We start from the raw sequence: 22,846 nt of genomic DNA, 5'->3' as shown, positions 1-22,846 counted from the left end.
TCCCCACACTCCCCATTCCCTGAGACACAATAAACTAGATAAAGAGTTATTGTATGAATGTGAATGGTTAAACAAGCAGCATCACCCGAAGTATCGGAACAACAACCCATCAAACTACCGCGCACCAGCGAATCTGATAAACTTAAACGTATCCGTCACACTGCATCCCATGTCATGGCCATGGCCGTGCAGAAATTATTTCCCAAAGCGCAAGTTACCATCGGCCCTTGGACAGAAACCGGTTTTTACTACGACTTCGATGTTCCTGAACCTTTCACGGATAAAGACTTAAAAGCGATTAAAAAAGAGATGATCAAAATCATCAAAAAGAAGTATCCTGTCATCCGTGAAGAAGTTTCCCCCGAAGAAGCCAAAAAACGTATTACTGAGCTTCAGGAACCCTATAAACTGGAAATCCTGGAAGGTTTGGAACCACCCATCACCCTCTATCATTTAGGGGATAAATGGTGGGATCTTTGCGCTGGTCCCCATCTAGAAACCACGGGAGAATTACACCCCAAAGCGTTTGACATTGAGTCCGTGGCCGGTGCATATTGGCGAGGAGATGAAACTAAAGCGCAACTCCAACGCATCTATGGAACTGCGTGGGAAACCCCGGAACAGTTAGCTGAGTATAAACGACGCAAGGAAGAAGCGTTAAAGCGTGATCATCGTAGGTTAGGGAAAGAGTTGGGGTTATTTATTTTTTCTGACCCCGTGGGACCTGGTTTACCCCTGTGGACTCCCAAAGGAACCATTATTCGGTCAACCTTAGAAGACTTTTTGAAGCAAGAACAACTGAAACGGGGTTATCTTCCCGTGGTGACTCCTCATATTGGACGGGTGGACTTGTTTAAAATTTCTGGTCACTGGCAAAATTATAAGGAAGATATGTTTCCTATGATGGCAGAAAATGAGGAAGCAAAAACTTCAGAAATGGGGTTTGTTCTTAAACCAATGAACTGTCCTTTTCATATCCAAATTTATAAAAGTGAGTTACGATCTTATCGTGATTTACCGATGAGACTAGCAGAATTTGGCACGGTTTATCGTTATGAACAATCAGGAGAGTTAGGGGGTTTAACCCGTGTTCGTGGGTTTACTGTTGATGATTCTCATTTGTTTGTTACTCCCAATCAATTAGATGATGAATTTCTCAATGTGGTAGATTTAATTTTGAAAGTATTTAGAAGTTTACAACTGAAAAATTTTAAAGCAAGATTAAGTTTTCGTGACCCCAACTCTGATAAATATATTGGCTCAAATGAAGCGTGGGAAAAGGCACAAAATGCTATCCGTCGAGCGGTTCAAACTTTGGAAATGGACTATTTTGAAGCGGAAGGAGAAGCGGCATTTTATGGTCCAAAACTAGACTTTATTTTTCGAGATGCTTTAGAAAGAGAATGGCAACTGGGAACGGTTCAAGTTGACTATAATCTCCCTGAAAGATTCGAGTTAGAATATGTGGGAGAGGAAGGAAACCGTGAACGTCCAGTGATGATTCACCGCGCACCTTTTGGTTCGTTAGAGCGTTTAATTGGCATTTTAATCGAAGAGTATGCGGGAGATTTTCCTTTGTGGTTAGCACCTATTCAAGTGCGTCTTTTACCTGTTAGTGATGTACAACTTGATTATGTAAAAAATGTGGCACAAAAAATGCAAAGTTTAGGCATTCGTGCAGAAGCAGATACATCAGGAGAAAGACTCGGTAAAATGATTCGTAATGGGGAGAAACAAAAGATTCCTGTTATGGCAGTTGTGGGAGCAAAAGAAATCGAAGAAAATGCCTTGAGTATTCGCACTCGTGCATCAGGAGAGTTAGGAACAATGATCGTTGATGATGTGATAGAAAAGTTAAGTGATGCTATCGCTAATCATAGCAATTTTTAACCGTTTGGGTGGGCATTGCTCACCCTATTTGATTAACTTTGATGAAACTTTCAGGAGGAAAAAACAATGATAAATGATATTGAAATAGAAAATTTTAGATGTTTTGAACATACAAAAATTGAAGGGTTTGAACGAGTTAATTTAATTGGTGGTAAAAATAATTCAGGTAAAACTGCTTTATTAGAAGCGATCGCTATTAATCAGTCTCCTCAACCTGATATGATCTTGTTTTTGACAAAGCTTAGAGATGATTCTTTACATTATTCTACATCTTACCCCGAGAAAACCTGGGATGCTTTATTTTTTAATAATCAAACTGAGAAGTATGCAAAAGTTACAATCAAGTCATTTGGACACCAACAAGTGCTATTATTGTCAGCAAATTTACAATTAAATTCAAATTTTAAGGTTTCAGAAAAAGACCAAAAATCATTAAAATCTAATACAGTTTTGGAAGCTCTTAATTATAGTCAATATCTAACCATTGAATTACAAGCTGATCATCTAGGAATTGATAAATATTTGTTACGGATGGCAAATTCGATTGGTGAAGGAATTAAATTAGATATAGAGGTATTGTTAAAGCCAATGTCTATTCTAAATAAATTTTCTATTACACAAACAATAAAAAGCAAATACGATTTTAAAGAATTTATTTCTGCTTCCAAAATAGATCTAATGATACAGTACATATCAGCTTCATTTAGACTAAATAAAATAGAAATAATCAAAGAGTATAGCAATGTAGAATTAAAAAATAGAGGGCATCATCTAATAAATATTTTACAAAGAATAGATCCTAAAATACAAGAAATTAAAATATTTAGCATTCGAGAGCCGATTTTATACTTGAAACGAGAAAATGAACAATTTTTGCCAATATCAATGTTCGGAGACGCTATCAACAGAGCTATTGAAATTATGGTAAAAATACTTAATAATGAGAGTAGTATAATTTTAATTGATGAAATAGAAAATGGGATTCATTATACAAGTCATAGAGACTTTTGGAAAGCATTATTTGAGATTTCCAAAGAACTTGATGTGCAAATATTTGCTACGACTCATAGTTTAGAAATGATTCAAGCATTTAGGGATATTGGACTTAACCATTACGCTGACAGTGGTTCATATTTTACCATGACAAAACATTATAAAACGAGTAAAATTATTGGGATTAAAAGAGAATTAGAAACCTTAGATTATGCAATTGAACATGGAAAGGAGGTTAGAGGTGAGTAATATTTTAATTGTAGAAAGCAAAAATGATAAAATATTTCTTGAAGCCTTAATTAAGCATATAAATTCTGATATTCAAGTTGATCCACCTATTTTTGTTGATGACTATGAAGAATTGAAAGGTTTAGATCAAGCTAAACTCACTATAGTATTGGAAGACTTAAAAGCAAGTCTTATCGAGAGAGGAATCGAGAAAATTGGCATTGTTATTGATATTGATGACCAAGGAACTGATAGAAGATTAGAAATGGTTAATAATTGTATCAAAAATGTTTTCGATAATCCTGAAGCTTTAAACAATACTAGCGAATTAATTAAACTAACCATAGACGATGTAACTGAAATAGAAATTGCTTGTTATTTTACTAATGTAGATAACCAAGGAGAATTAGAAACTGTTTTAAAAGCAATTAAAACTAAAGATAATCCTCATGCTGAGTGTTTAAATGACTGGAGAAAATGTTTAACAAATAAAGGTCATAAAATTACAAATAAAGATTTTGATAAATTTTGGGTCAGTATCTACCTACGATACGACACTTGTTCAAAAAATGAACAAAAACAAGCAGGAAGGAAATGCGGTATGAGTAATTTTGGGTATATTATGGAACATAAATCTAACATCTGGGACTTTGAACATCCTATTCTAAAAGACTTAAAAAATTTTTTAGCACTATTTAAGACAGAAATATAAACATAAATATAATATTTTCTCTTCATGAAATTTGCTATAATATATAAAGTATTAGTGATATAAAAGTTATGCAAGCAACTATCTCTAAACAATTATCAATTGAAGATTACTTAAAACAAGAAGAGAAAGCTCTTTGTAAAAATGAATATATTAACGGGAAAATTATTCCAATGGCAGGTGGAACAGTAAATCACAATCAAATTGCAGTGAATATCACTACAGAACTTAATTATGCTTTCAAAAAGCAAGATTATCGGGTTTATATGGGAGATGTTCGTCTCTGGATACCCGAAAAAAATAGTTTTACTTATCCAGATATAATGGTCATTAAAGGAGATCCTATTTATTATGAAAACCGTAAGGATACTATTTTAAATCCTAGTTTAATTATTGAAGTATTATCCCCTTCCACAGAAAATTATGATAAAGAAGGTAAATTTTCTGCTTACCGAACCATTGCCACTTTCTCTGAATATATGTTAGTCAGTCAGACCAAAATTTATGGAGAAAAGTTTACTAAAACTGAGGAAAAAAAATGGTTATTTCAAGAATTTCACGAAGAAGATAAAGCGATAGAACTACAATTAGGCAATCTACCTTTAGAATTCGATGACATTTATCACAAAGTTGCTTTATAATTACCTAAAATTTAGGTGAGCATAGCCCACCTAAAAAATGTTAGTTATTACGTTGCAAACCTAACGAAAAACACTACACTTAACTACTCTTATCTTTAGAAGGTGCAGTTAAAATTTCCCAGGCAGCTTTTGCCGCTTCATTCAAGCGATCGCCGAAACTACTAACTTCTTTAACGACACTGTTCCATTCTTTAACAATACCGTCCCAATCTTTTTCCACCTCTTTTTGAATGTACTTAACTGCCTCATCAATGCGTTGGGGATCGAATAATTTACGATCCTCAATATCTTGACGAATGCGACGAACTGTGTCTAAATAGTTCTCACGGGCTAATTCTCCAGCTTCTTTGGCTTCGTTTAAGGCTTTACTCCTGATGGCATCAATCAGCGCAGTGGTTTCCTTCTGAATCTCGCTAGGGTTTGGAGATGGTTCGTCAGAAACAACCTCGGGAGTAATAGGTGTTTCGTCGGTTTCCGTAGGGGTGATAGCATTCTCTTGAGGGACTTGAGGTTCTGTCGTCATGTTGAATTTTTCTCCTCGGTAATTTCACATATAACTTAATTCTATATAGAAATTTTTTTAATTCCATTTTACCAAGGCACCCTAGCTGTAACCTGCATTAACCAGGGATGACCCCACCAAAATAGAGCCACAAACCCTAAAACACCCACATAGGCAGGTTTTAAAAATTCTTGCCATTCCAGGGTTTGACGACCCTCTAAGATAGCTAAAAAAGGGATAATAGAGGTTCGCTCCTTCACCTTAAGAAAAGCGTCTCCGTAGCGTTTTTTGAGGCGATAATCTCCGTGCCACACCGCAAATATGTGGTGGGCGATTAAACCCAAGGAAGTAACTAAAGTAAAAGTTGTTCCTAACCACAACGTATGGGCAATACACCAGATAACCTGTCCCACCATTTGGGGATGACGACAAATGCGTAAAATGCCGGTTTCGTAGAGATGGACTTGAGGTTTAGCGATCGCAGCAATTTCTAGAAGATTAAAAGTAGCGGGATAAAGGAACAAAAATGACACAAGAGATAATCCCCAAACAATTCCTTTAACCCCTGGAATAGCTTGGACGTGCCACAACATTAGTCCGTCGTAACGGTGATTAAAAAAATAGACAATTAAAATGGTTGCAAAAGGAATGCTCACCAAAGCAAACAAAACTCGATACAATCTTGCGCCAATTTTTTCTTCTCCCCAAGATCGTAGAGCGGCTAGTCCACTGTGAGCGATGGCAAATCCTAACAACAATATTAGTATAATTCCGTGACTAGGGGTTAACCAGGCTGGTAGTCCCATATTATTGATATTTCCTGATGATAAATAATTCACCCATAGTCCTGCTAAAACTATGGGTTTATTCCTATAGCAATCATAACGTCAGGTTGCATATAGATCAAAAAGCAACTTTAACAACAAAAATGTTGCTAAAGTATTGTAGTATAGATCATAGATCCAGGTTGCTTGACCCCATTTGTCAATGTCGAATTGTAGACACAACCCGTATCAAGAGAGACTGTAACTGCCGATTATTGACCTTACCTGCATGAATACCCGAACATTCGAGACGAACGGTTTAGAAAATTATCTCAATCATCTCTTAAAACAGTGTCAAGCCAATTCTCCTATCATTGATGCTGAATATCTCCATACCTTAAGAAAAAATGCTGTTGCTCAAGTGCAAGAGTTAACCCTCCCCACGAAAAAAGACGAGGAATGGCGGTTTACGGATCTCTCGAAGTTATATCAATTAGAATTTAAATCGGGGACACCTGACACGGTTGATGAAAGTGTCATTGAAGAATTTATTTTACCCGAAGCCAAACAAAGTTACCTTGTTTTTGTCAACGGAAAATACGCCTCCCATTTATCCAACGTATCTGCACTACCTGAAGATATTTATGTTGGTGACTTAAGCCAATTACCAGACCCAAAAAAAAGCGAAGTTGTCAAGTATTTGGCGAAACAAGAAGGGGAAAAAGACGCATTTACCGCCTTAAACACTGCAGGTTTAACCGATGTTGCAGTGATTTGGATCAAGAAAAATATTACTGTAGAAAATCCTATTATGGTGTTATTTCTGACAGTAGAAAATGAAACCCCGATGTTGCTCCAACCCCGTACTTTAGTAATAGCAGAAACGGGAGCTAATGCTTCTTTTGTGGAATATTACGCCACGATCAAGGAACAGGGTTTAAACACAGAAGAAAACCAGCCCTATTTTACCAATTCGGTGACGGAAATTTGGTTAGATAGTAATGCCCGAATTAACCATAATCGTATCCAAAAAGATGCTCAAAAGAGCTTCCATATCGGTAGAAGTGCTATTACTCAAAATCAAGACAGTCACTATACCTGTAACGAAGTAAATCTAGGGGCAAAAGTATCCCGTCATAGCCTACAAATTCATCAAAATGGAACCCAAACCGAAAGCAATCTCAACGGTTTAACCATGATTAGTAATGAACAGGTTTCTGATACCCACACGGCTGTTTGTTTGAATCATCCTTACGGAGTTACCCATCAATTACATAAATGTATTATGGATGATAAAGCTCATGGAGTATTTAACGGCAAAATCTTCGTCCCTAAACCAGCGCAAATAACCCAGGCAACTCAGCTAAACCGCAACCTATTACTATCACCTAAAGCCAAAATAAATACTAAGCCAGAACTACAAATTACCGCCGACAATGTTAAATGTTCTCATGGCGCAACCATTAGTCAATTAGAAGCCGACGAACTTTTTTACCTACAAAGTCGAGGCTTAAACGAAGCTGATGCGCGCCATCTTTTAATCGATGCTTTTGCCGCAGAAATTTTAGAGAGGATACCCTTTAAATCTCTGCAAAAAAGACTAACTCAGTTTGTGGTTTCTCGTACCACCGAAGCATAAATTTAACCATAAAATATAGCAATACTTCTGATTTTAATTATGACTGCCATTCAAGAAAAAACCCTCGCCTCAGAAATCCGTGCAGATTTCCCCATTTTGCACCAAGAAATTCACGGCAAACCCCTAATTTATTTAGACAGTGCAGCCACATCTCAAAAGCCCTTAGCGGTACTGGATGCTCTAAGTCATTATTACGAAAAGGATAATGCTAACGTTCATAGAGGCGCACACAGTTTAAGTATTAGGGCAACAGAAGGTTACGAAGGCTCAAGAGATAAGTTAGCAAAATTTGTTAATGCCGCATCTCGCCAGGAAATTATCTTTACTAGAAATGCCACAGAAGCTATTAACTTAGTAGCTTACAGTTGGGGTTTAAATCATCTTCAACCAGGGGATGAAATTATTACCTCGGTGATGGAACATCACAGTAATTTTGTGCCTTGGCAAATCATTGCTAAGCAAACCGGTGCGGTGATTAAATATGTGCCTTTGACAGAGAATGAAGACTTTGATCTAGAAGAGTTTAAAGCTTTATTATCCGAGAAAACAAAATTAGTTGCTCTAGTTCATGTTTCTAACACTTTAGGCTGTATAAATCCTGTTGAAGAAGTCATCCAACTAGCCCACGAAAAAGGAGTGAAAGTATTAGTTGATGCTTGTCAAAGCGTCCCTCACATGGCTATAGATGTACAAAAAATGGATTGCGATTGGTTAGTAGCTAGTGGGCACAAAATGTGCGGACCATCCGGAGTAGGCTTTTTGTATGGTAAACAGGCAATTCTCGAAGAAATGCCTCCCTTTTTAGGGGGAGGAGAAATGATCAACGAGGTATTTTTTGATGGTTTTACTTGTGGAGAATTACCCCATAAATTTGAAGCAGGAACCCCCGCTATTGGTGAAGCGATCGCATTGGGTGCGGCGGTTGATTATTTAACCAGTATTGGTATGGATAAAATCCATGATTATGAACAAGAGTTAACCGCACATTTATTTAAAAAACTAGCTGAGGTTCCTAATATAAGGGTTTATGGGCCCTTGCCTAGCAAGGAAGGAAAAGGAAGAGCTTCTCTAGCAGCGTTTAATGTAGAGGGAATACACGGAAGCGATCTTTCGACCCTTTTAGATCAAGAAGGCATTGCTATTCGTTCTGGACACCACTGTACTCAACCGTTACACCGTTTATTTGAAGCTTCAGGAAGTGCGAGAGTTAGTTTACATTTTTATAACACTTACGAAGAGATTGATCAATTTGTCAAGATATTAAAAGAAACTATTGATTTCTTTACAAATATCATGGGATAATATATCTATAGCCTGCGTTTTTGGGGGTGGGATTGTCCCACCTTTTCATACTCAAGATTTTGGTAAAAAAATATACAGTTTTTACATAAGATTCATAAATTATTGAATATTGAGACATTGATTTAAAATTTCTCATAAGGCCCCATTTCAGTACGAAAGTTTGGTTAAATTATTGGTTTATTTGCAATAGCAATTTAAGCACCCTATTTTAAAGTAGTTCTCATCCCTTTCTCAACGAAATTTAATTTTTATGTGGTTAGAATGAAAATAGCAGTCTGATTTATATCTAATCATTTATGTTTAAAGGCGTTAACCGACAGGAATCTGTATTACAAGGGATGAGGCGCAACGTATCTCCACAATCTACCTTTTCTATAATATCGGCAGTAGTAGGCTTTTTGATAGCTATTACCTCCTTTTACTACTTAGATATAATAGATCTTAGCCTAGACAAGATTGAGTTATATTTACCCACCGTTGTTTTAGCAATTATTACTCAGATTATTATTAAGTTATCTCCCCAACAAAAACCTTGGTCAAGAAGATTAATTGCGATTATGTTAATGGCATTAATTATTCGTTATTTGTGTTGGCGGACGGTATCCACTTTAAATTTATCTAACTTCACTAATGGGTTTTTTAGCATACTTTTTCTTGGAATAGAATTATTATTTACCTCTGGCACTATTTTACAACTTTATCTAATGCTAAATGTCAAGAATCGCAGCCATCAAGCTGATCAAGTTTCTCTAGATGTTATTAATCAAAAGTTTATTCCCTCTGTTGCTATTTTAATTACAACATATAACGAACCATTATTTATCATTAGACGAACAATTTTAGGGTGTCAAAATATAAATTACTCTCGAAAAAATATTTACTTGTTGGATGACGGAAGACGGCCAGAAATGAGACAATTAGCCCAAGAGTTGGGCTGTAACTACATCACGAGAGATAATAATAATCATGCTAAAGCTGGCAATTTAAATAATGCTCTAAAGCAAATAAATGAAGAATTAGTCGCTGTTTTTGATGCTGATTTTATTCCTGCGAGTAAGTTTTTAACTCGAACTGTTGGTTTTTTTCAGAACTCAAAAATTGCTTTGGTACAAACCAATCAAAACTTTTATAACAGTGATCCTATTGCACGAAATTTGGGGTTAGAAAATCAGTTAACCGATGAAGTAGAAATTTTCTCTCGTCACTATCAGTTAATTAGAGATTCCATTGAGACAGCGATTTGTTATGGAAGTTCTTTTATTGTTAGGAAAAGTTGTATCGATGAAATAGGAGGTTTTGTCACAGAATCAGTGAGTGAAGACTATTATACTGGGATAAAATTGAGTGCAAAAGGTTATAAATGTATTTATTTAGATGAAAAACTTAGTGCAGGATTAGCTCCTGAAAATATATCAGGACGTTTATCCCAAAGATTAAGATGGAGTAGGGGAACTCTTCAATCATTTTTTGTTAAACCTAATCCCTTTAAAATTCCTGGGTTAACTTTCATACAAAGATTAGCTCATTTTGAGGGAATCATACAATGGTTTGGGGAGATTCCTCGCATTTTGTTTTTATTATTTCCCCTACTAATTATCTGTTTTCAAATCATTCCGTTGAAATTAACATTATCTGGATGGTTAACCTACTGTCTACCCTATTACCTATTAACTTGGCAAACTTTTACTTGGATTAATCGTTATTCCCGCTCTGCAATGATATCTGATTTATATTCAGTGAGTCAATGTATCCCTTTAAGTATTAATGTGTTCAAAGTCCTTTTCTCTCCTTTTTCTGAGGGTTTTAAAGTAACACCAAAAGGTTTATCACAAAACCGATTTATCTTCAATGAAAAATTGGCTTTACCTATATTCGTCTTATTGGGTTTAAATTGTCTTGGTTTTGTCTATTGTGTAATTTTATGGTGGAAGGATTATTTCAGTCTAATGGACATACAAATTGTAGGAGGGATAACATTAATTGGATTATTTATTTTGTATAATATATTTATCCTAATCCTCTCATTATATACAATGGTGGATGCGCCGAAATTTGATGTTTATCATTGGTTAAGCATTAAAAAGAAAGTCAATCTATTCAATCCAAATACTCATTATTATACAACTGGAATGATTGAAAACTTTTCTGAAGTGGGTGCAACAATTAAAGTTGAAAATAACCAATTTTTTCCTAATCAAATTATCAAAGTAAAGTTTCCCAAGGAAAATATTATACTGGCTGCTGTTATTAAGGAAATTAACGGTAACAGGTTGGGAACAAAAATAAAGCTCAGATTCCACGATCTTAGTTTGCGGGAAGAAAGGCAATTAATTGCAATTTTATATGGAAATTCAGATCAATGGCAAATGAAGCAAACACCAGGGGAATTAAAATCCTTTTGGTTAATGTTTAAAGTTTTAGTTGCTCCAAAGTTTTTAAGAAAACAACAAGAACTACTCTGAAAAATTAACCTTATATAACCAAAGATGATCGTCTTGAAATAGTCGTTTTACTTTGATTGGTTTTGATGCTTGTAAGCTTTCTTTTAAGTTATTAGGAGGGTTTAAAAAGAATATATCTTTAAACTTTTTAGGAGGTTGATAGTTATCAGTATTTGATAGCAACTGTAATTTAACATCGTCATCGAGTAAATAACTTAATGCCATAATATTACCAGGATGATAGCTTCGATAATCACTAACTAATAAGGGGGAATCACTCTCATTAACAATTCTAGCTATTTGGGGTAGATTATAACTAATTACCTTAGTATAAGCAGTGTCTTTGTACAAATTCATTATGGAAGATAGAAGACTAACTGAAAAGATAATTAGTGTGATCACTGACCAAATTTTAGTATTGAATATTTGCGGTAGGATTAATTGATTACCTAACAAATAAGCGATCGTTATATGAACTGTAACATAAAAAGGGATTAAATAACGGGGGGAAAGAGAGCGAACTCCCCCTATTAACATATCAGGGATTAGCAAACATAATACGGGAACAAACATCACAATAATAACAAATAACCAGGATTCTTTAGAAGTGTTTTTTTTCAAGAAATATAAAGATATAAAAAGTAAAATTGAACAAATCAAGATTACTAGATTAGTTAATATGTGTTCTAATTTTAAACTGAAATCTACAAAGATACGAGTTAAGTTAAATCCCAATGTTTTGAGTAAAAAGAAAGGAGAAAAATGAAATTCTCTTGTCCACGCTGTACTATATTTATATTGTGTATAGCTATTAATAAACCTTATAATCCAAGGAGAAAATAAAATCATAGAAATGATTAAAGAAAATCCTTGAAAAATTATAAATTTAGTTAGTTTAAATTTAGCTAGTAATAAAGTATAGAAAATTTGAGCAATAACTACAAATAAAGTAAACAAAGAAGTGTAAAAACTAAGAATTGTTAAAATCGTATAGATTATCCAATTAAGATAATAGTTAAATCTATGTGTATCTTTAGATATTGTTAACTCAATACATCTCAATAAACTAGCATTTAGTAATATAATCAAAACAGTCCAGAAAGCATATTCTCTTGCTTCTTGGGCATATAAAATATGAAAGGGAGAAATAGCAATTAATGCCACAGATATCCAGCTTACAATGGGTTGTTTAAATAATTCCCAAGCCAACCAATAAATAGCAGGAAATATTAATAAACTACTCCAAGCAGAAAAACTTCTAATAACTGCAATAGAATCTCCAAAAATGTGTCGCCACTCTCTTACTAAAATATAATATAAAGGTGGATGATGAGGATCTTCAATACCTAAAACTTTTACAGTATCTGTAAAAGTTTTGTGAGAATGGCTTTGTAAATAATACTGTAATTGCTGAGGTTCAATAATTTCTCCTGTGAATAAATTATTTCTCCATTCACTACTAAAAAATCCACTAATATGTAAGCTGGTATATATTTCATCATGCCAGTAAATTTTTTGTTCAATATTGGTAAATCTCAAAAAAATACCAAACAATATAACGAGACAAAAAAAGTAGTAATAGTATCTAGGTAATTTAAAATATTTCATATTATAAAAATTACGAGTAATTAGAACTGGTTTGCATATTTAAGAATTTAGTCAATTCTGCTTGAAATAATAATCTAACGGTTCCCGTGGGTCCATTACGATGTTTTGTTAAGATAATTTCAGCTACTCCTCTATCTACTGTATCTGGGTTATAGTATTCATCTCGATATAACATCATGATTAAATCTGCATCTTGTTCAATAGCACCACTTTCCCGTAAATCTGACATCATAGGACGTTTGTTATTCCTCGATTCAACCGCGCGACTTAACTGAGATAAAGCAATAACTGGAGCTTTAATTTCCCTTGCTAAACCTTTCAAAGAACGGGTTATTTTTGATAATTCTTGGACTCTATTTTCGCTACCAGCACCCTCCATTAATTGCAAATAATCAATTAAAACTAAGCCAAACTCCCCTTTTTTTTCTGCTAACAAACGGCGAACCTGGGACCTGATTTGTGTAACAGTAATATTAGCAGCATCGTCGATATAAATTGGTAAATTAGATAATGTCCCAATGGCAATGCTAATCTTTTCCACATCGTTTTGCACAAATCTTCCTGATCGTAAACGATTACTTTCAATTCCTGCTTCTGCTGCCAACAAACGCATAGAAAGCTGTTCTTTTGACATTTCTAAACTGAACATTGCTACAGGTAAATTGAACTTTTTAGCAATATTTGCTGCCATACCAAGTCCGAACGCCGTCTTGCCCATGGACGGACGACCAGCTATTATAATTAAATCGGAACGTTGTAGTCCTCCTGTCATAGCGTCTAGATCATAAAAACCGCTTTCAATACCAGGCAAACTAGTTTCTTCTTGAAGCTTTTCTAATTCATTAAATGTTTTAATAATGGTATCAGAAATCGGTATTAACCCTTCTTGGGGACGCTTTTGAGTTAAGGCAAAAATTTTCTTTTCTGACTCATCTAAAACGATTTCTAATTCTTGACTGGTTTCAAACCCTAAATCAACGATTTCATGACCGGCTGCAATTAATTGACGACGTAAATATTTATCCATCACCAATGCGGCGTAGCGGTCAATATTTACTGCGGAAACTGTTCTATCTAACAACTGAGTTAACTTATTTAAACCCCCAACTTGTTCTAATAAACCATAATCTTCTAAAGAACTTTTCACTGTTAAAAAGTCAGTAGGTTGCCCTTGTCCATATAACCTTAAAGACGCTTGATAAATTTCTTTGTGAGACTGCACATAAAAAGCTTCTGGACTAATTAGATCTACCACCCGTCCCATCGCTTCTGAATCGAGTAAAATTCCACCTAAAATAGATTCTTCAGCTTCAATATTTTGAGGGGGAAGAGTTTGACTAATAACCATAACTAACTTAGTAATAGAACATTTTAATTTTACCGCAACTTTTCTGCTTTAGGTAATTGCGTACTAAATAAAATTTTGAATTACTATCACTTAGTTAAGTTCAAAGTCCTCATAGCTTCTTTGATTATATCAAAATATGGTTTTTTAGTTACATCAATTTCTTTAGCTTCTTGACGATTTATTCCTAACAATCCTGTTCTTTGTCCTTTGCGAACTGCTAAAACTTTTCCTTGATAATTTTTAATTTTTAATTCTTTTTCTTTTTCTGAATAATGACAAATATAATCTTTTCCCTGATATGTAAAACTATTTTCAGCTTTTATGGTAGGAGAAGTAGGTAAACGAACGCCTACTATTTCTAATTCTATATTAACATCACCATTCCAATGATTTTCAGTCAATTTATAGGCAATATCTAACCGTTTTGGTAAAGGAAAATAGGAACCAAACCGCCAAGCGATCGCCCTCATTTCTTCACCATTATCTTGGGCCAATACCAATTTTAAATGATTTTTCCCGACAGTTCTTTGTTCTAATATTTTTACATTTGGAGTCCAAAATACAGGGAAAGCGTTTTGAATACCCCAAGGTTGTAAACTATCGATATGTTCATACAAGTGAGCATTTAACTGTTCAAAATCTGCTTTCCCATCAATTTTAACAAGTGGTTTGAGATGATGAGGTTCTAATAATTGATGAGCAAATTCACTCAGTCTTTCCCTAAAAGCAATTAAATTTTCGCTTCTTAAACCGAACCCTCCAGCGGCTTTGTGTCCACCATATTTTCCCAATAAATCATCACAGTATAGCAAAGATTCAAAGATATTAAACTCTTCAATCCCCCTGGCTGAACCCCTGATTTTACTAAGATCATCTTCTTCGTAAGTACCAATAAAAACAGGAACTCCGTAACGTTCTACTAAACGAGAAGCAACAATACCAATAACTCCATGATGCCACTGATGATGAATTACGACTAAAACCCGATCTTTTTTATAATTAATGGGAGTTGTTTTAATTAAATCTATTGCTTCTTGTTCAATTTCTTCACATAAGCTTTTTCTTTTAGCATTAATTTGTTCGCATTGCATGGCTCTTTCTAAAGCGATTCCTGGATCATCGGTTGTTAATAGTTCGATCGCAGTTTGTGGATCACCAATTCGCCCTACTGCATTAATTCTTGGACCCAATTTAAAACCAATATCATCAGGTTTTAATTGCTTTTGTTCTTCGCTAACTCCTGCCACTTGCATTAAGGCTTGGATTCCTATTAATTGTGAGTTAGGTAACTGTTTCAATCCCTTTTTTAACCAACGACGATTAACCCCGACCAAAGGTGCTAGATCGGCAATAGTTCCTAAAGTAAATAATTCTAATAATGGGTCAACAATGTCCTCGCTTTTGTTCAATTCTTCAGCAAGAGTTACAGCTAAAATATAGGCAACTCCTACACCAGCTAAACCCCGATAAGGAGATTGAATGGATAATAATTTAGGGTTTAAAATGGCATCAGCAGGGGGTAACTTTTCAGGTAAATCGTGATGATCTGTGATAATAACAGTCAACCCTAACTCTACTGCTCGTTTGATAGGATGGTAAGCAGAAATACCATTATCAACAGTTAAAATGACCCCTACACCTTCATCAGCAAACTTTTCTACAATTCTTTCGTTAATACCGTAACCGTCTTTCATACGACTAGGAATTTCATAATAAGCGTCTCCCCCTAAATGATTAAAAGCTCTTAATAATAGAGAAGTGCTAGTCATTCCATCAGCGTCATAATCTCCACAAATAGCAATTTTTTCTCCTGTTTCGATGGCTTCTTTTAAGAGTTTAATACTAGGTAACAAATCGGGAAATTCTACCAACGGATCTGGCAAAGTTTCCACATCTGGAGTAATATAAACTTGGGCTAATTTTGGACTATCGATACCACGATTTAAAATCACCTGAGCTAGTAAAGTAGACAATCCTGTTTCTGCCACCAATGTTTTAACTTGCTCTGGGTTAGGAGAGGCAATATACCACCGTTGATCTGGTAATTTCATTCAAGCTTATCCTATGATTTTAGAAGACTATTGTAACAATTATTCCTATGCCTCTCATTCAATGGTATCCTGGTCATATCGCCAAGGCTGAACGGCAACTCAAAGAACAACTCAACCGTGTGGATGTGATCTTTGAAGTGTTAGATGCTCGTATTCCCCTCGCATCCCATCATCCAGACGTTCCCCAATGGATAGGGGAGAAACCAAAACTAGTGGTATTAAACCGAACTGATATGATACCAGAATCCCTGCGTCAAGGTTGGTTAGACTGGTTTAGCAGTCAAGGAGAGACGCTTTATTGTACCAACGCAAAACAGGGCAAGGGGATTAAATCTTTAAAAAAAGCAGCACAGGCTGCTGGCGTACAAATGAACCAAAGACGACGGGAAAGAGGAATGCGTCCCCGTGCGGTTCGAGCAGTGGTCATAGGCTTCCCTAATGTAGGAAAATCCGCCTTAATTAACCGTTTATTGGGTCGTAAGGTGGTTGCAAGTGCTAGACGCGCTGGTGTAACTCGTCAGTTAAAATGGATACGAATTTCTGATGCACTCGAACTTTTAGATGCACCCGGAATTATCCCTGTGAAGTTAGAAAATCAAGATAATGCGGTCAAGTTAGCTATTTGCGAAGATATTGGGGAGGCAGCCTACGATAATCAACAAATTGGAGCGGCTTTAATCGATTTATTAGTTGAGTTAAATTATGAAAATATTTTGTTATCTCGCTATCAACTCAATCCTCAAAATATAACAGGAGAGGAATATATCGAAACTTTAGGAAACAAACAATATAAAGGGGATAAAGAGCGAGCAACAATGCAGATTTTAAATGATTTTAGAAAAGGAATTATGGGACAAATTCCTTTAGAATTACCACAAATTATAGACTAATTAATTTGTGTTTTAATTTGAAACTTTTCCCAAGATGGAAATAAGGGGATATGATTCCTAGAAAAATGATAAACGCCTAAACAAAACGTATTTTTTCTTCGGTTTCACTTAGATGGGAGGTATCCCCTTCTAATTCTATATCCCATCGGTCATTAATTTTTACTAATTTAACTAAACAACACAAAGAAGCTTTAAAAGTGGTGGTTTGCTTTGTTAATCCTTCGGTCAATCCTATCACAGAAGCTCCGTGTCCAACTAATAAAATATCTTCAGGGTAATCATTAACTAATTTTTCAATAACTGCGGTCATTCTTTCCATCATTGTTGCTTCTGTTTCTGGGTATTTAGGAACCAGATAAGAAGAATAATTCCAATCAATATGAGGATAGTTTTTTTCTAGTAATTCTCTGGGTTGTTTTTCAGGATATTCGCTCATCCAATTAGGATTGTGCCATTCTCCTATACCTGCTTCTAATTTTATGGGAAGATCAACAATTTTGGCTACTTCGGAAGCTGTTTGAATAGTTCGCAAAAAAGGAGAGGCAAAAATATGACCAATGTTTCCTTTTTCTAGTCGCTTTGCTAACTGTTTGGCCTGAATAAAACCATCGTCTGATAAAGGAGGATCATATCTTCTTTCTGCGGTGTTAAACCAGTCAGGGTTAACAAAATCAAGGCGGTTTCCATGACGAGCAATCCAAACGGTTTGAGGAGAGGGCATAAAGGTTGTAAATTATAGTTTAGTGTCGATAATAATGTAGCTTATTTAGTTAATTTATTCAACAAGAATCTAAAAATAATCTTTTTTTTGCGTACAATCAATTTTTTTTAAGAGTTAAAATTCTAAGTCTTCTTCGTCGATGGTAATTTCTGGTCTTCCTCTTAGTTTTTTAGGTTTGATAGTTGTTTTTTGACTGTCATTTCCCAAAGCATTGTTACTTAGATTGTCCTCTATTACTTTTTCTGAAGTCGAATGGTTCAATGTATCATCAGACATTTTCATATTATTGTTTACATCAGATTTATGAGTAACTAAATCATTGTCATCCTCAATCGAGTAATCAGTGTTACTAATAATCTCTCCCTTAAAAAATTTAGCAAATTGTTCAGCTACTTGTTGAATTTTATCATCAGAAACTTTTACCTCATTAAGATTATCTTCAGTCTCAGTTATATTAGGAACTATGGTAGTTTCCTTTGTGTCTTTTTGATCATTACTATTAGTAGCTAAATCTGGATTTGTTAGAGGTTTATGATCAACAACATCTTCCTTACTATTGGCTAAATCTTGATTATTTTTGACTGGTTTAGTTTGGTTATATTGTGAAGGAATAGTAGGAGGCAAATCTTGGGACTTGGATTCTATTCTCGAGTTGCTTCCGACTTGTAAATTAACCCTAACTTGATGACCAACAACTTCTTGGAAAGCGGATTCTATTTGAGGTAGTTTATTTTGTGCCGCTTTTAAAAGTTCTTTGGTTTTAATTCCTACAGTTGCAACTGTATTTTTATAACTAATTAAATGACCGTGTTGCTTGATTAAAGCTGAAGATAACACAGGAAGTTTGCCAAGAACTAACTGCCACATTTGTTCTAGATCAATATCATCATTATTAATAGGTGATTCTGAAGTTTTTGGAATGGATGTAGATGCCTTAGGTAAGGTTTCTTGTTCTTTTTTTACTGAATTTTCAACAGCTATAGGTTTGGTTTGGTTCGCAGGTGACGTAGTTGCTTTAGATTGAATATTATTGTTAGTTTGAGGAGCAATATTCGATGAAGAAACCATCACTTCTGGGATACAAGAAGTGGGAAGCAAACCTAACAATGTAACTTCTAACCATAAACGGGGTTGAGTGGTATTTTTTAATTGAACTTCGCTTTCTTTAAGCTTTTGTTGACCTCTCAAAATGATTTCAGTTTGCCATTGCTGCGCTTCTGCACATAAATCATTCCAAGTAGTGGAAGTTACAGCAACTAAATCAGACCTTTGTGGAGCAGTTTTAGCGATTAATAAGTTAAGATAAAAACCTGCTAAATTTTGTAACACTACTAGGGGTTCTCTCCCTCTGTCCATCAATTTCCGACAAGATTCAATAACAGTTTCTGGATTATTAGAATTTATTGCTTGTAGTAGACATAATAAATCTTTCTCAGGAACTGCCCCTACTAAATCCCATACTTTTTCTGATGTGATACTTCCTGATAATAAACTTAATTGATCCAATAAACTCTCGGCATCCCTTAACCCACCATTAGCAATTTGGGCTACCAAAGTTAAAGCCTCTACTTCAATTTCGATGTTTTCATTTTGAGCAATTTTTGTTAAATGTATGACCATCGCTTCTAAAGGAATACGTCGATAATCAAACCTTTGACAGCGAGAGATAATAGTAGGTAAAACCCTTTGAGGATCGGTAGTTGCTAAGATAAAAATAACCCTTTCTGGTGGTTCTTCTAAGGTCTTTAATAAGGCATTAAAAGCCGCCACACTTAGCATATGACATTCATCGATGACATAAACTTTATAACGACATTGTACCGGAGCAAACTGCGATCGCTCGATAATTTCTCGAATATTGTCCACCCCTGTATTGCTGGCTGCATCTATTTCAATCACATCCAAGGCCGATCCTCTGGCGATCGCTTGACAAACCTCGCATTTACCGCAGGGTGAGGCAGAGGGAGCCTCTACCGCTATACAATTGAGGGATTTTGCTAAAATTCTAGCACTGGAGGTCTTCCCAGTTCCTCTGGGCCCCGTAAATAAGTAAGCTGGGGCAATGCGTTGGCTAACGATGGCGTTACTTAGGGTTGTGGCGATCGCTTCTTGTCCCACTAAATCGGCAAAGGTTTGGGGACGATATTTATGATGAAGTGGCTCATAGGATGACATAATTTCGGCAGTTAACACAGGGATCTTCTATTATGCCCGACAGTAATCTTTAGTAAATTAAAACATTTGTATTATAATACTATCAATTAATATGCAATGGGTCAATATCAATTTTCAAACTAACAGAGTTAGGACATAACTTATGCCAATTTTTCATATCAGGAATAATGACCCTAGCATCAGGTAAAAATTTTAATAAAATTTGCCAGCGATAACGTTTTGCAACCTTCATAATACTCGCCGGTGCTGGTCCCAATATTTCACAATCTAATCCTATAGTTTCGTGGAAATAATCTCCTAATTTTTCTGCTGTATTTTCTACTTCTGTAGCATCTAAACTGCTTAATTGTACTAAAATTAAACGTCCGTAAGGGGGAAAATTCAACTCTTCTCTTCGGGGTAATTCTTCATTAATAAAACGATGATAATCATGATTTTTAACAGCTTGAATAACAGAATTTTCGGGAGAATAAGTTTGTATAATAACCTGTCCCGGTTCATTCCCTCTTCCTGCTCTTCCTGCTACTTGTGTTAAGGTTTGAAAAGCTCTTTCTGCTGCTCTGTAATCGGATAAATATAATAACCCATCAGCAGAGACAATACCAACTAAGGTAACTTGCGCTAAATCTAACCCTTTGGTTAACATTTGTGTTCCCACTAAAATATCAGCCTCACCCCGTGAAAATTTATCTAATAAGCGACGATGAGATCCTTTATTTCTGGTAGTATCGCTATCAAATCTTATATAAGTTAATTCGGGAAATTCTTTTTCTAATGCTTGGGTAACTTTTTGGGTTCCACTACCAAAAAATTTGAAATAAGGTGAGTTACATTCGGGACATTTTGAAGGCTGAACTTTACTATAATTGCAATAATGACACCTTAATAATTCTGTAGCTCCTTCGTGGGTATAATGATAGGATAAAGAAACATCACAGTGAGGGCATTCCATTACATAACCGCAACTACGACAAGATACAAAAGTGCTGTGTCCCCGACGATTAACAAATAAAATTGCTTGTTTATTTGTCTCTTTTAAACTTCTCAGTGCTTCCTGCAAAGGACGGCTAAAAATAGAGCGATTTCCTTGTTTTAACTCTTCTCTCATATCAATAATACTGACAGGAGGAAGAGGCCGTAATTCTATTCTTTCAGGCAAAGATAAATAATAAGAATTATGAGAGTATAACTGAGGATTATTAACAGAAATCCATGTTTCTAAAGAAGGGGTTGCGGAACCAAAAATAACAGGACAATTTTCTAATTGACCTCGCCATTTGGCAACAGTTTTTGCGTGATAATTAGGTGATATTTGAGTCTGTTTGAAACTAGAATCGTGTTCCTCGTCCAAGATAATTAAACCCAAATTAGGTAAAGGGGCAAAAATAGCTGATCGGGTACCAATAATAATTTGAGGTTCTCCAGGTAACATTTGTCGCCAAGTATCATATCTTTCCCCTTTTGATAAATTACTATGATAAACATAAACTTGATCACCAAATCTAGCCCGAAATCGATCCGTTAATTGAGGAGTTAAACCAATTTCAGGAACTAAAATTAGAGCAGATTTACCCTGTTTTAATAGAGGATAAATAGCTTGTAAATAGACTTCTGTTTTTCCCGATCCTGTTACTCCATGTAATAAAACTTCTCCATAACCTTGTAAATTGTTGATAACTTCTAATGCTTCTTTTTGGTGTTGATTAAGTTGTTTTGATTCATCTCTAATATCAGTAAATCCTCGCTCTAGTCTCAACACTTCTTGAGCTTCGATAATTATGCAATCACTTTCCTCTAATTTTTTGATTGTTTTTATCGTCGTTTTAGCTTCTTTAACTAACTCACTTACCAGAATTTGTCCTCCTTTATTCTTTATCAGCTGTATGATTTGCTGATGTCTTTTGGAAATATCCTTAGTAGCATAACTGTTAGATAAAATAGCTATTTTTTTAAATTGAGCTTTCGGAGGAGTGGGAGTTTGAAAATAACTTTCTATCCAATTTCTTTTCCGTAATTCTTTAATACCTATTTTTGCTCCTTTTACTTTATTTTTTAAAAAATTATAGCTATAATCTCCTTCTGTTTGTTCTTGTAACATTTTTAAAATTTTAGCAGCAGCAGGAGGGCAAAATGTTTCTGCACCAGGAGGTATATTCTCTATATTTAATCTTATTCTTTGTTGAGATTTGCTCAATAGATTAGGAGGTAGAGCCGCTTGTATTACAACCATTAAATTTGTACAATAATAGTCAGCAATTTTATCTAATAATTGAAAATAACTATTCTTAAAAAATCCCGATGAAATTACATCATCAATAGCTTTAACTTGATCCTTATTGAGATATTCAGGAAGGCAATTAGTATATCTAATAGCAATTCCACCAATTATTTGTTTTCCAAAAGGTACGTTAAGTATGTCTCCAGGTTGCACAATAAATCCAGGAGGAATACTATAAATACATAACTCTTGTCTCCAAGGAGAATTAACTAAAACTTCGATCCATTTAGGTGAAGATTTTACCTTATAAAAGGATCTTGTTTCGGTTACTAGCAAACTTCCAGAAGACATAGACATAGACTTTGCAACGTAATATTAAACGAACTACCTTAAAACTTAACACGGAATTATGATAGCAGTGATGAGCTTTAATGTTAGATTAGTGTAGATTTGAACATGATTAGCAATAATAAGATAATTATAGTTATTCTATGAATAATAAATCATATATAGCAGTTCCCATACTTGTGAGGTACAGAAGTTATCTCTTTGAGGCAGAAGGCAGGGGGCAGGAGGCAGAAGTTAGGTGTACCTCATGAGTCCGAGAAACGCTATAGCCCATCTATTTAACAATTCTGACAATTATAGAATACTATGTTATGATTTACGCCATCTATAGCAATCAGGAATGAGGTGTGAGAAAATGAAAGAATAGTAAATCTAGAC

The 22,846-nt window shown here is 35.0% G+C and carries 16 protein-coding genes; 8 read left to right on the top strand and 8 right to left on the bottom strand.

Features of this window, described 5'->3' with window-relative positions; genetic code table 11:
• Nucleotides 1-63 precede the first annotated feature (63 nt).
• From thrS to P9B04_RS00805, 4 genes are all read left to right on the top strand, one after another.
• The gene (gene thrS / locus P9B04_RS00820) at nt 64-1,890 is read left to right on the top strand and encodes a threonine--tRNA ligase (RefSeq protein ID WP_342053097.1); all 1,827 of its coding nucleotides are present in this window, start codon (nt 64-66) and stop codon (nt 1,888-1,890) included.
• A gap of 66 nt (nt 1,891-1,956) precedes the next feature.
• Complete coding sequence (locus tag P9B04_RS00815) at nt 1,957-3,132, top strand: AAA family ATPase (RefSeq protein WP_342053096.1); 1,176 nt, start codon at nt 1,957-1,959, stop codon at nt 3,130-3,132.
• Entirely contained in the window at nt 3,125-3,823 is a 699-nt protein-coding gene (locus tag P9B04_RS00810) for a DUF3226 domain-containing protein (RefSeq protein WP_342053095.1), read from the top strand. The genes P9B04_RS00815 and P9B04_RS00810 overlap by 8 nt, the downstream gene beginning before the upstream one ends.
• Before the next feature lie 68 nt (nt 3,824-3,891).
• The gene (locus P9B04_RS00805; RefSeq protein WP_342053094.1) at nt 3,892-4,461 is read left to right on the top strand and encodes a Uma2 family endonuclease; all 570 of its coding nucleotides are present in this window, start codon (nt 3,892-3,894) and stop codon (nt 4,459-4,461) included.
• Nucleotides 4,462-4,540: 79 nt separating this feature from the next.
• On the opposite strand, the gene P9B04_RS00800 is transcribed toward P9B04_RS00805, so the two are convergent.
• Together P9B04_RS00800 and P9B04_RS00795 are read right to left on the bottom strand one after the other, a co-directional pair.
• Nucleotides 4,541-4,984 (bottom strand): hypothetical protein, encoded by a 444-nt coding sequence (locus P9B04_RS00800; protein WP_342053093.1) that lies wholly within the window; start codon nt 4,982-4,984, stop codon nt 4,541-4,543.
• 68 nt (nt 4,985-5,052) lie between these two features.
• Nucleotides 5,053-5,769: an NnrU family protein gene (locus P9B04_RS00795; protein ID WP_342053129.1), complete on the bottom strand. Its 717-nt coding sequence runs from the start codon at nt 5,767-5,769 to the stop codon at nt 5,053-5,055.
• A gap of 247 nt (nt 5,770-6,016) precedes the next feature.
• Here P9B04_RS00795 and sufD point away from each other — a divergent pair, with 247 nt between their 5' ends.
• From sufD to P9B04_RS00780, 3 genes are all read left to right on the top strand, one after another.
• A complete protein-coding gene (gene sufD, locus P9B04_RS00790) occupies nt 6,017-7,366 on the top strand; it encodes a Fe-S cluster assembly protein SufD (RefSeq protein WP_342053092.1) in 1,350 nt (449 codons plus the stop codon).
• A gap of 39 nt (nt 7,367-7,405) precedes the next feature.
• Complete coding sequence (locus tag P9B04_RS00785; RefSeq protein ID WP_342053091.1) at nt 7,406-8,668, top strand: SufS family cysteine desulfurase; 1,263 nt, start codon at nt 7,406-7,408, stop codon at nt 8,666-8,668.
• A gap of 296 nt (nt 8,669-8,964) precedes the next feature.
• Entirely contained in the window at nt 8,965-11,130 is a 2,166-nt protein-coding gene (locus P9B04_RS00780) for a glycosyltransferase (protein ID WP_342053090.1), read from the top strand.
• On the opposite strand, the gene P9B04_RS00775 is transcribed toward P9B04_RS00780, so the two are convergent.
• The 3 genes from P9B04_RS00775 to recJ all read right to left on the bottom strand — a co-directional run bounded on the left by P9B04_RS00775 (nt 11,122) and on the right by recJ (nt 16,116).
• A complete protein-coding gene (locus P9B04_RS00775) occupies nt 11,122-12,648 on the bottom strand; it encodes a glycosyltransferase family 39 protein (protein WP_342053089.1) in 1,527 nt (508 codons plus the stop codon). The two genes, P9B04_RS00780 and P9B04_RS00775, sit on opposite strands and share 9 nt — an antisense overlap.
• Before the next feature lie 79 nt (nt 12,649-12,727).
• The gene (gene dnaB, locus P9B04_RS00770) at nt 12,728-14,065 is read right to left on the bottom strand and encodes a replicative DNA helicase (protein ID WP_342053088.1); all 1,338 of its coding nucleotides are present in this window, start codon (nt 14,063-14,065) and stop codon (nt 12,728-12,730) included.
• Nucleotides 14,066-14,151: 86 nt separating this feature from the next.
• Entirely contained in the window at nt 14,152-16,116 is a 1,965-nt protein-coding gene (gene recJ, locus P9B04_RS00765; protein ID WP_342053087.1) for a single-stranded-DNA-specific exonuclease RecJ, read from the bottom strand.
• 47 nt (nt 16,117-16,163) lie between these two features.
• On the opposite strand from recJ, the gene ylqF reads away from it, so the two are divergent.
• The gene (gene ylqF, locus P9B04_RS00760; protein WP_342053086.1) at nt 16,164-17,006 is read left to right on the top strand and encodes a ribosome biogenesis GTPase YlqF; all 843 of its coding nucleotides are present in this window, start codon (nt 16,164-16,166) and stop codon (nt 17,004-17,006) included.
• Nucleotides 17,007-17,082: 76 nt separating this feature from the next.
• Here the strand turns inward: ylqF and P9B04_RS00755 are convergent, their stop codons facing one another.
• The 3 genes from P9B04_RS00755 to priA all read right to left on the bottom strand — a co-directional run bounded on the left by P9B04_RS00755 (nt 17,083) and on the right by priA (nt 22,477).
• Nucleotides 17,083-17,727: a histidine phosphatase family protein gene (locus P9B04_RS00755; RefSeq protein ID WP_342053085.1), complete on the bottom strand. Its 645-nt coding sequence runs from the start codon at nt 17,725-17,727 to the stop codon at nt 17,083-17,085.
• A 114-nt stretch (nt 17,728-17,841) separates the two neighbouring features.
• The gene (locus tag P9B04_RS00750; protein ID WP_342053128.1) at nt 17,842-19,902 is read right to left on the bottom strand and encodes a DNA polymerase III subunit gamma/tau; all 2,061 of its coding nucleotides are present in this window, start codon (nt 19,900-19,902) and stop codon (nt 17,842-17,844) included.
• Between the two features lie 82 nt (nt 19,903-19,984).
• On the bottom strand, nt 19,985-22,477 hold the full coding sequence (gene priA, locus P9B04_RS00745) for a primosomal protein N' (RefSeq protein ID WP_342053084.1): 2,493 nt from the start codon (nt 22,475-22,477) through the stop codon (nt 19,985-19,987).
• Nucleotides 22,478-22,846: the final 369 nt, after the last annotated feature.

Source organism: Crocosphaera sp. Alani8, from assembly GCF_038442745.1.
In the GTDB taxonomy this organism is placed as follows: Bacteria; Cyanobacteriota; Cyanobacteriia; order Cyanobacteriales; family Microcystaceae; genus Crocosphaera.
Note: the sequence above shows the minus strand (reverse complement) of the source record. Positions and strands in the feature narration are given on the sequence as shown.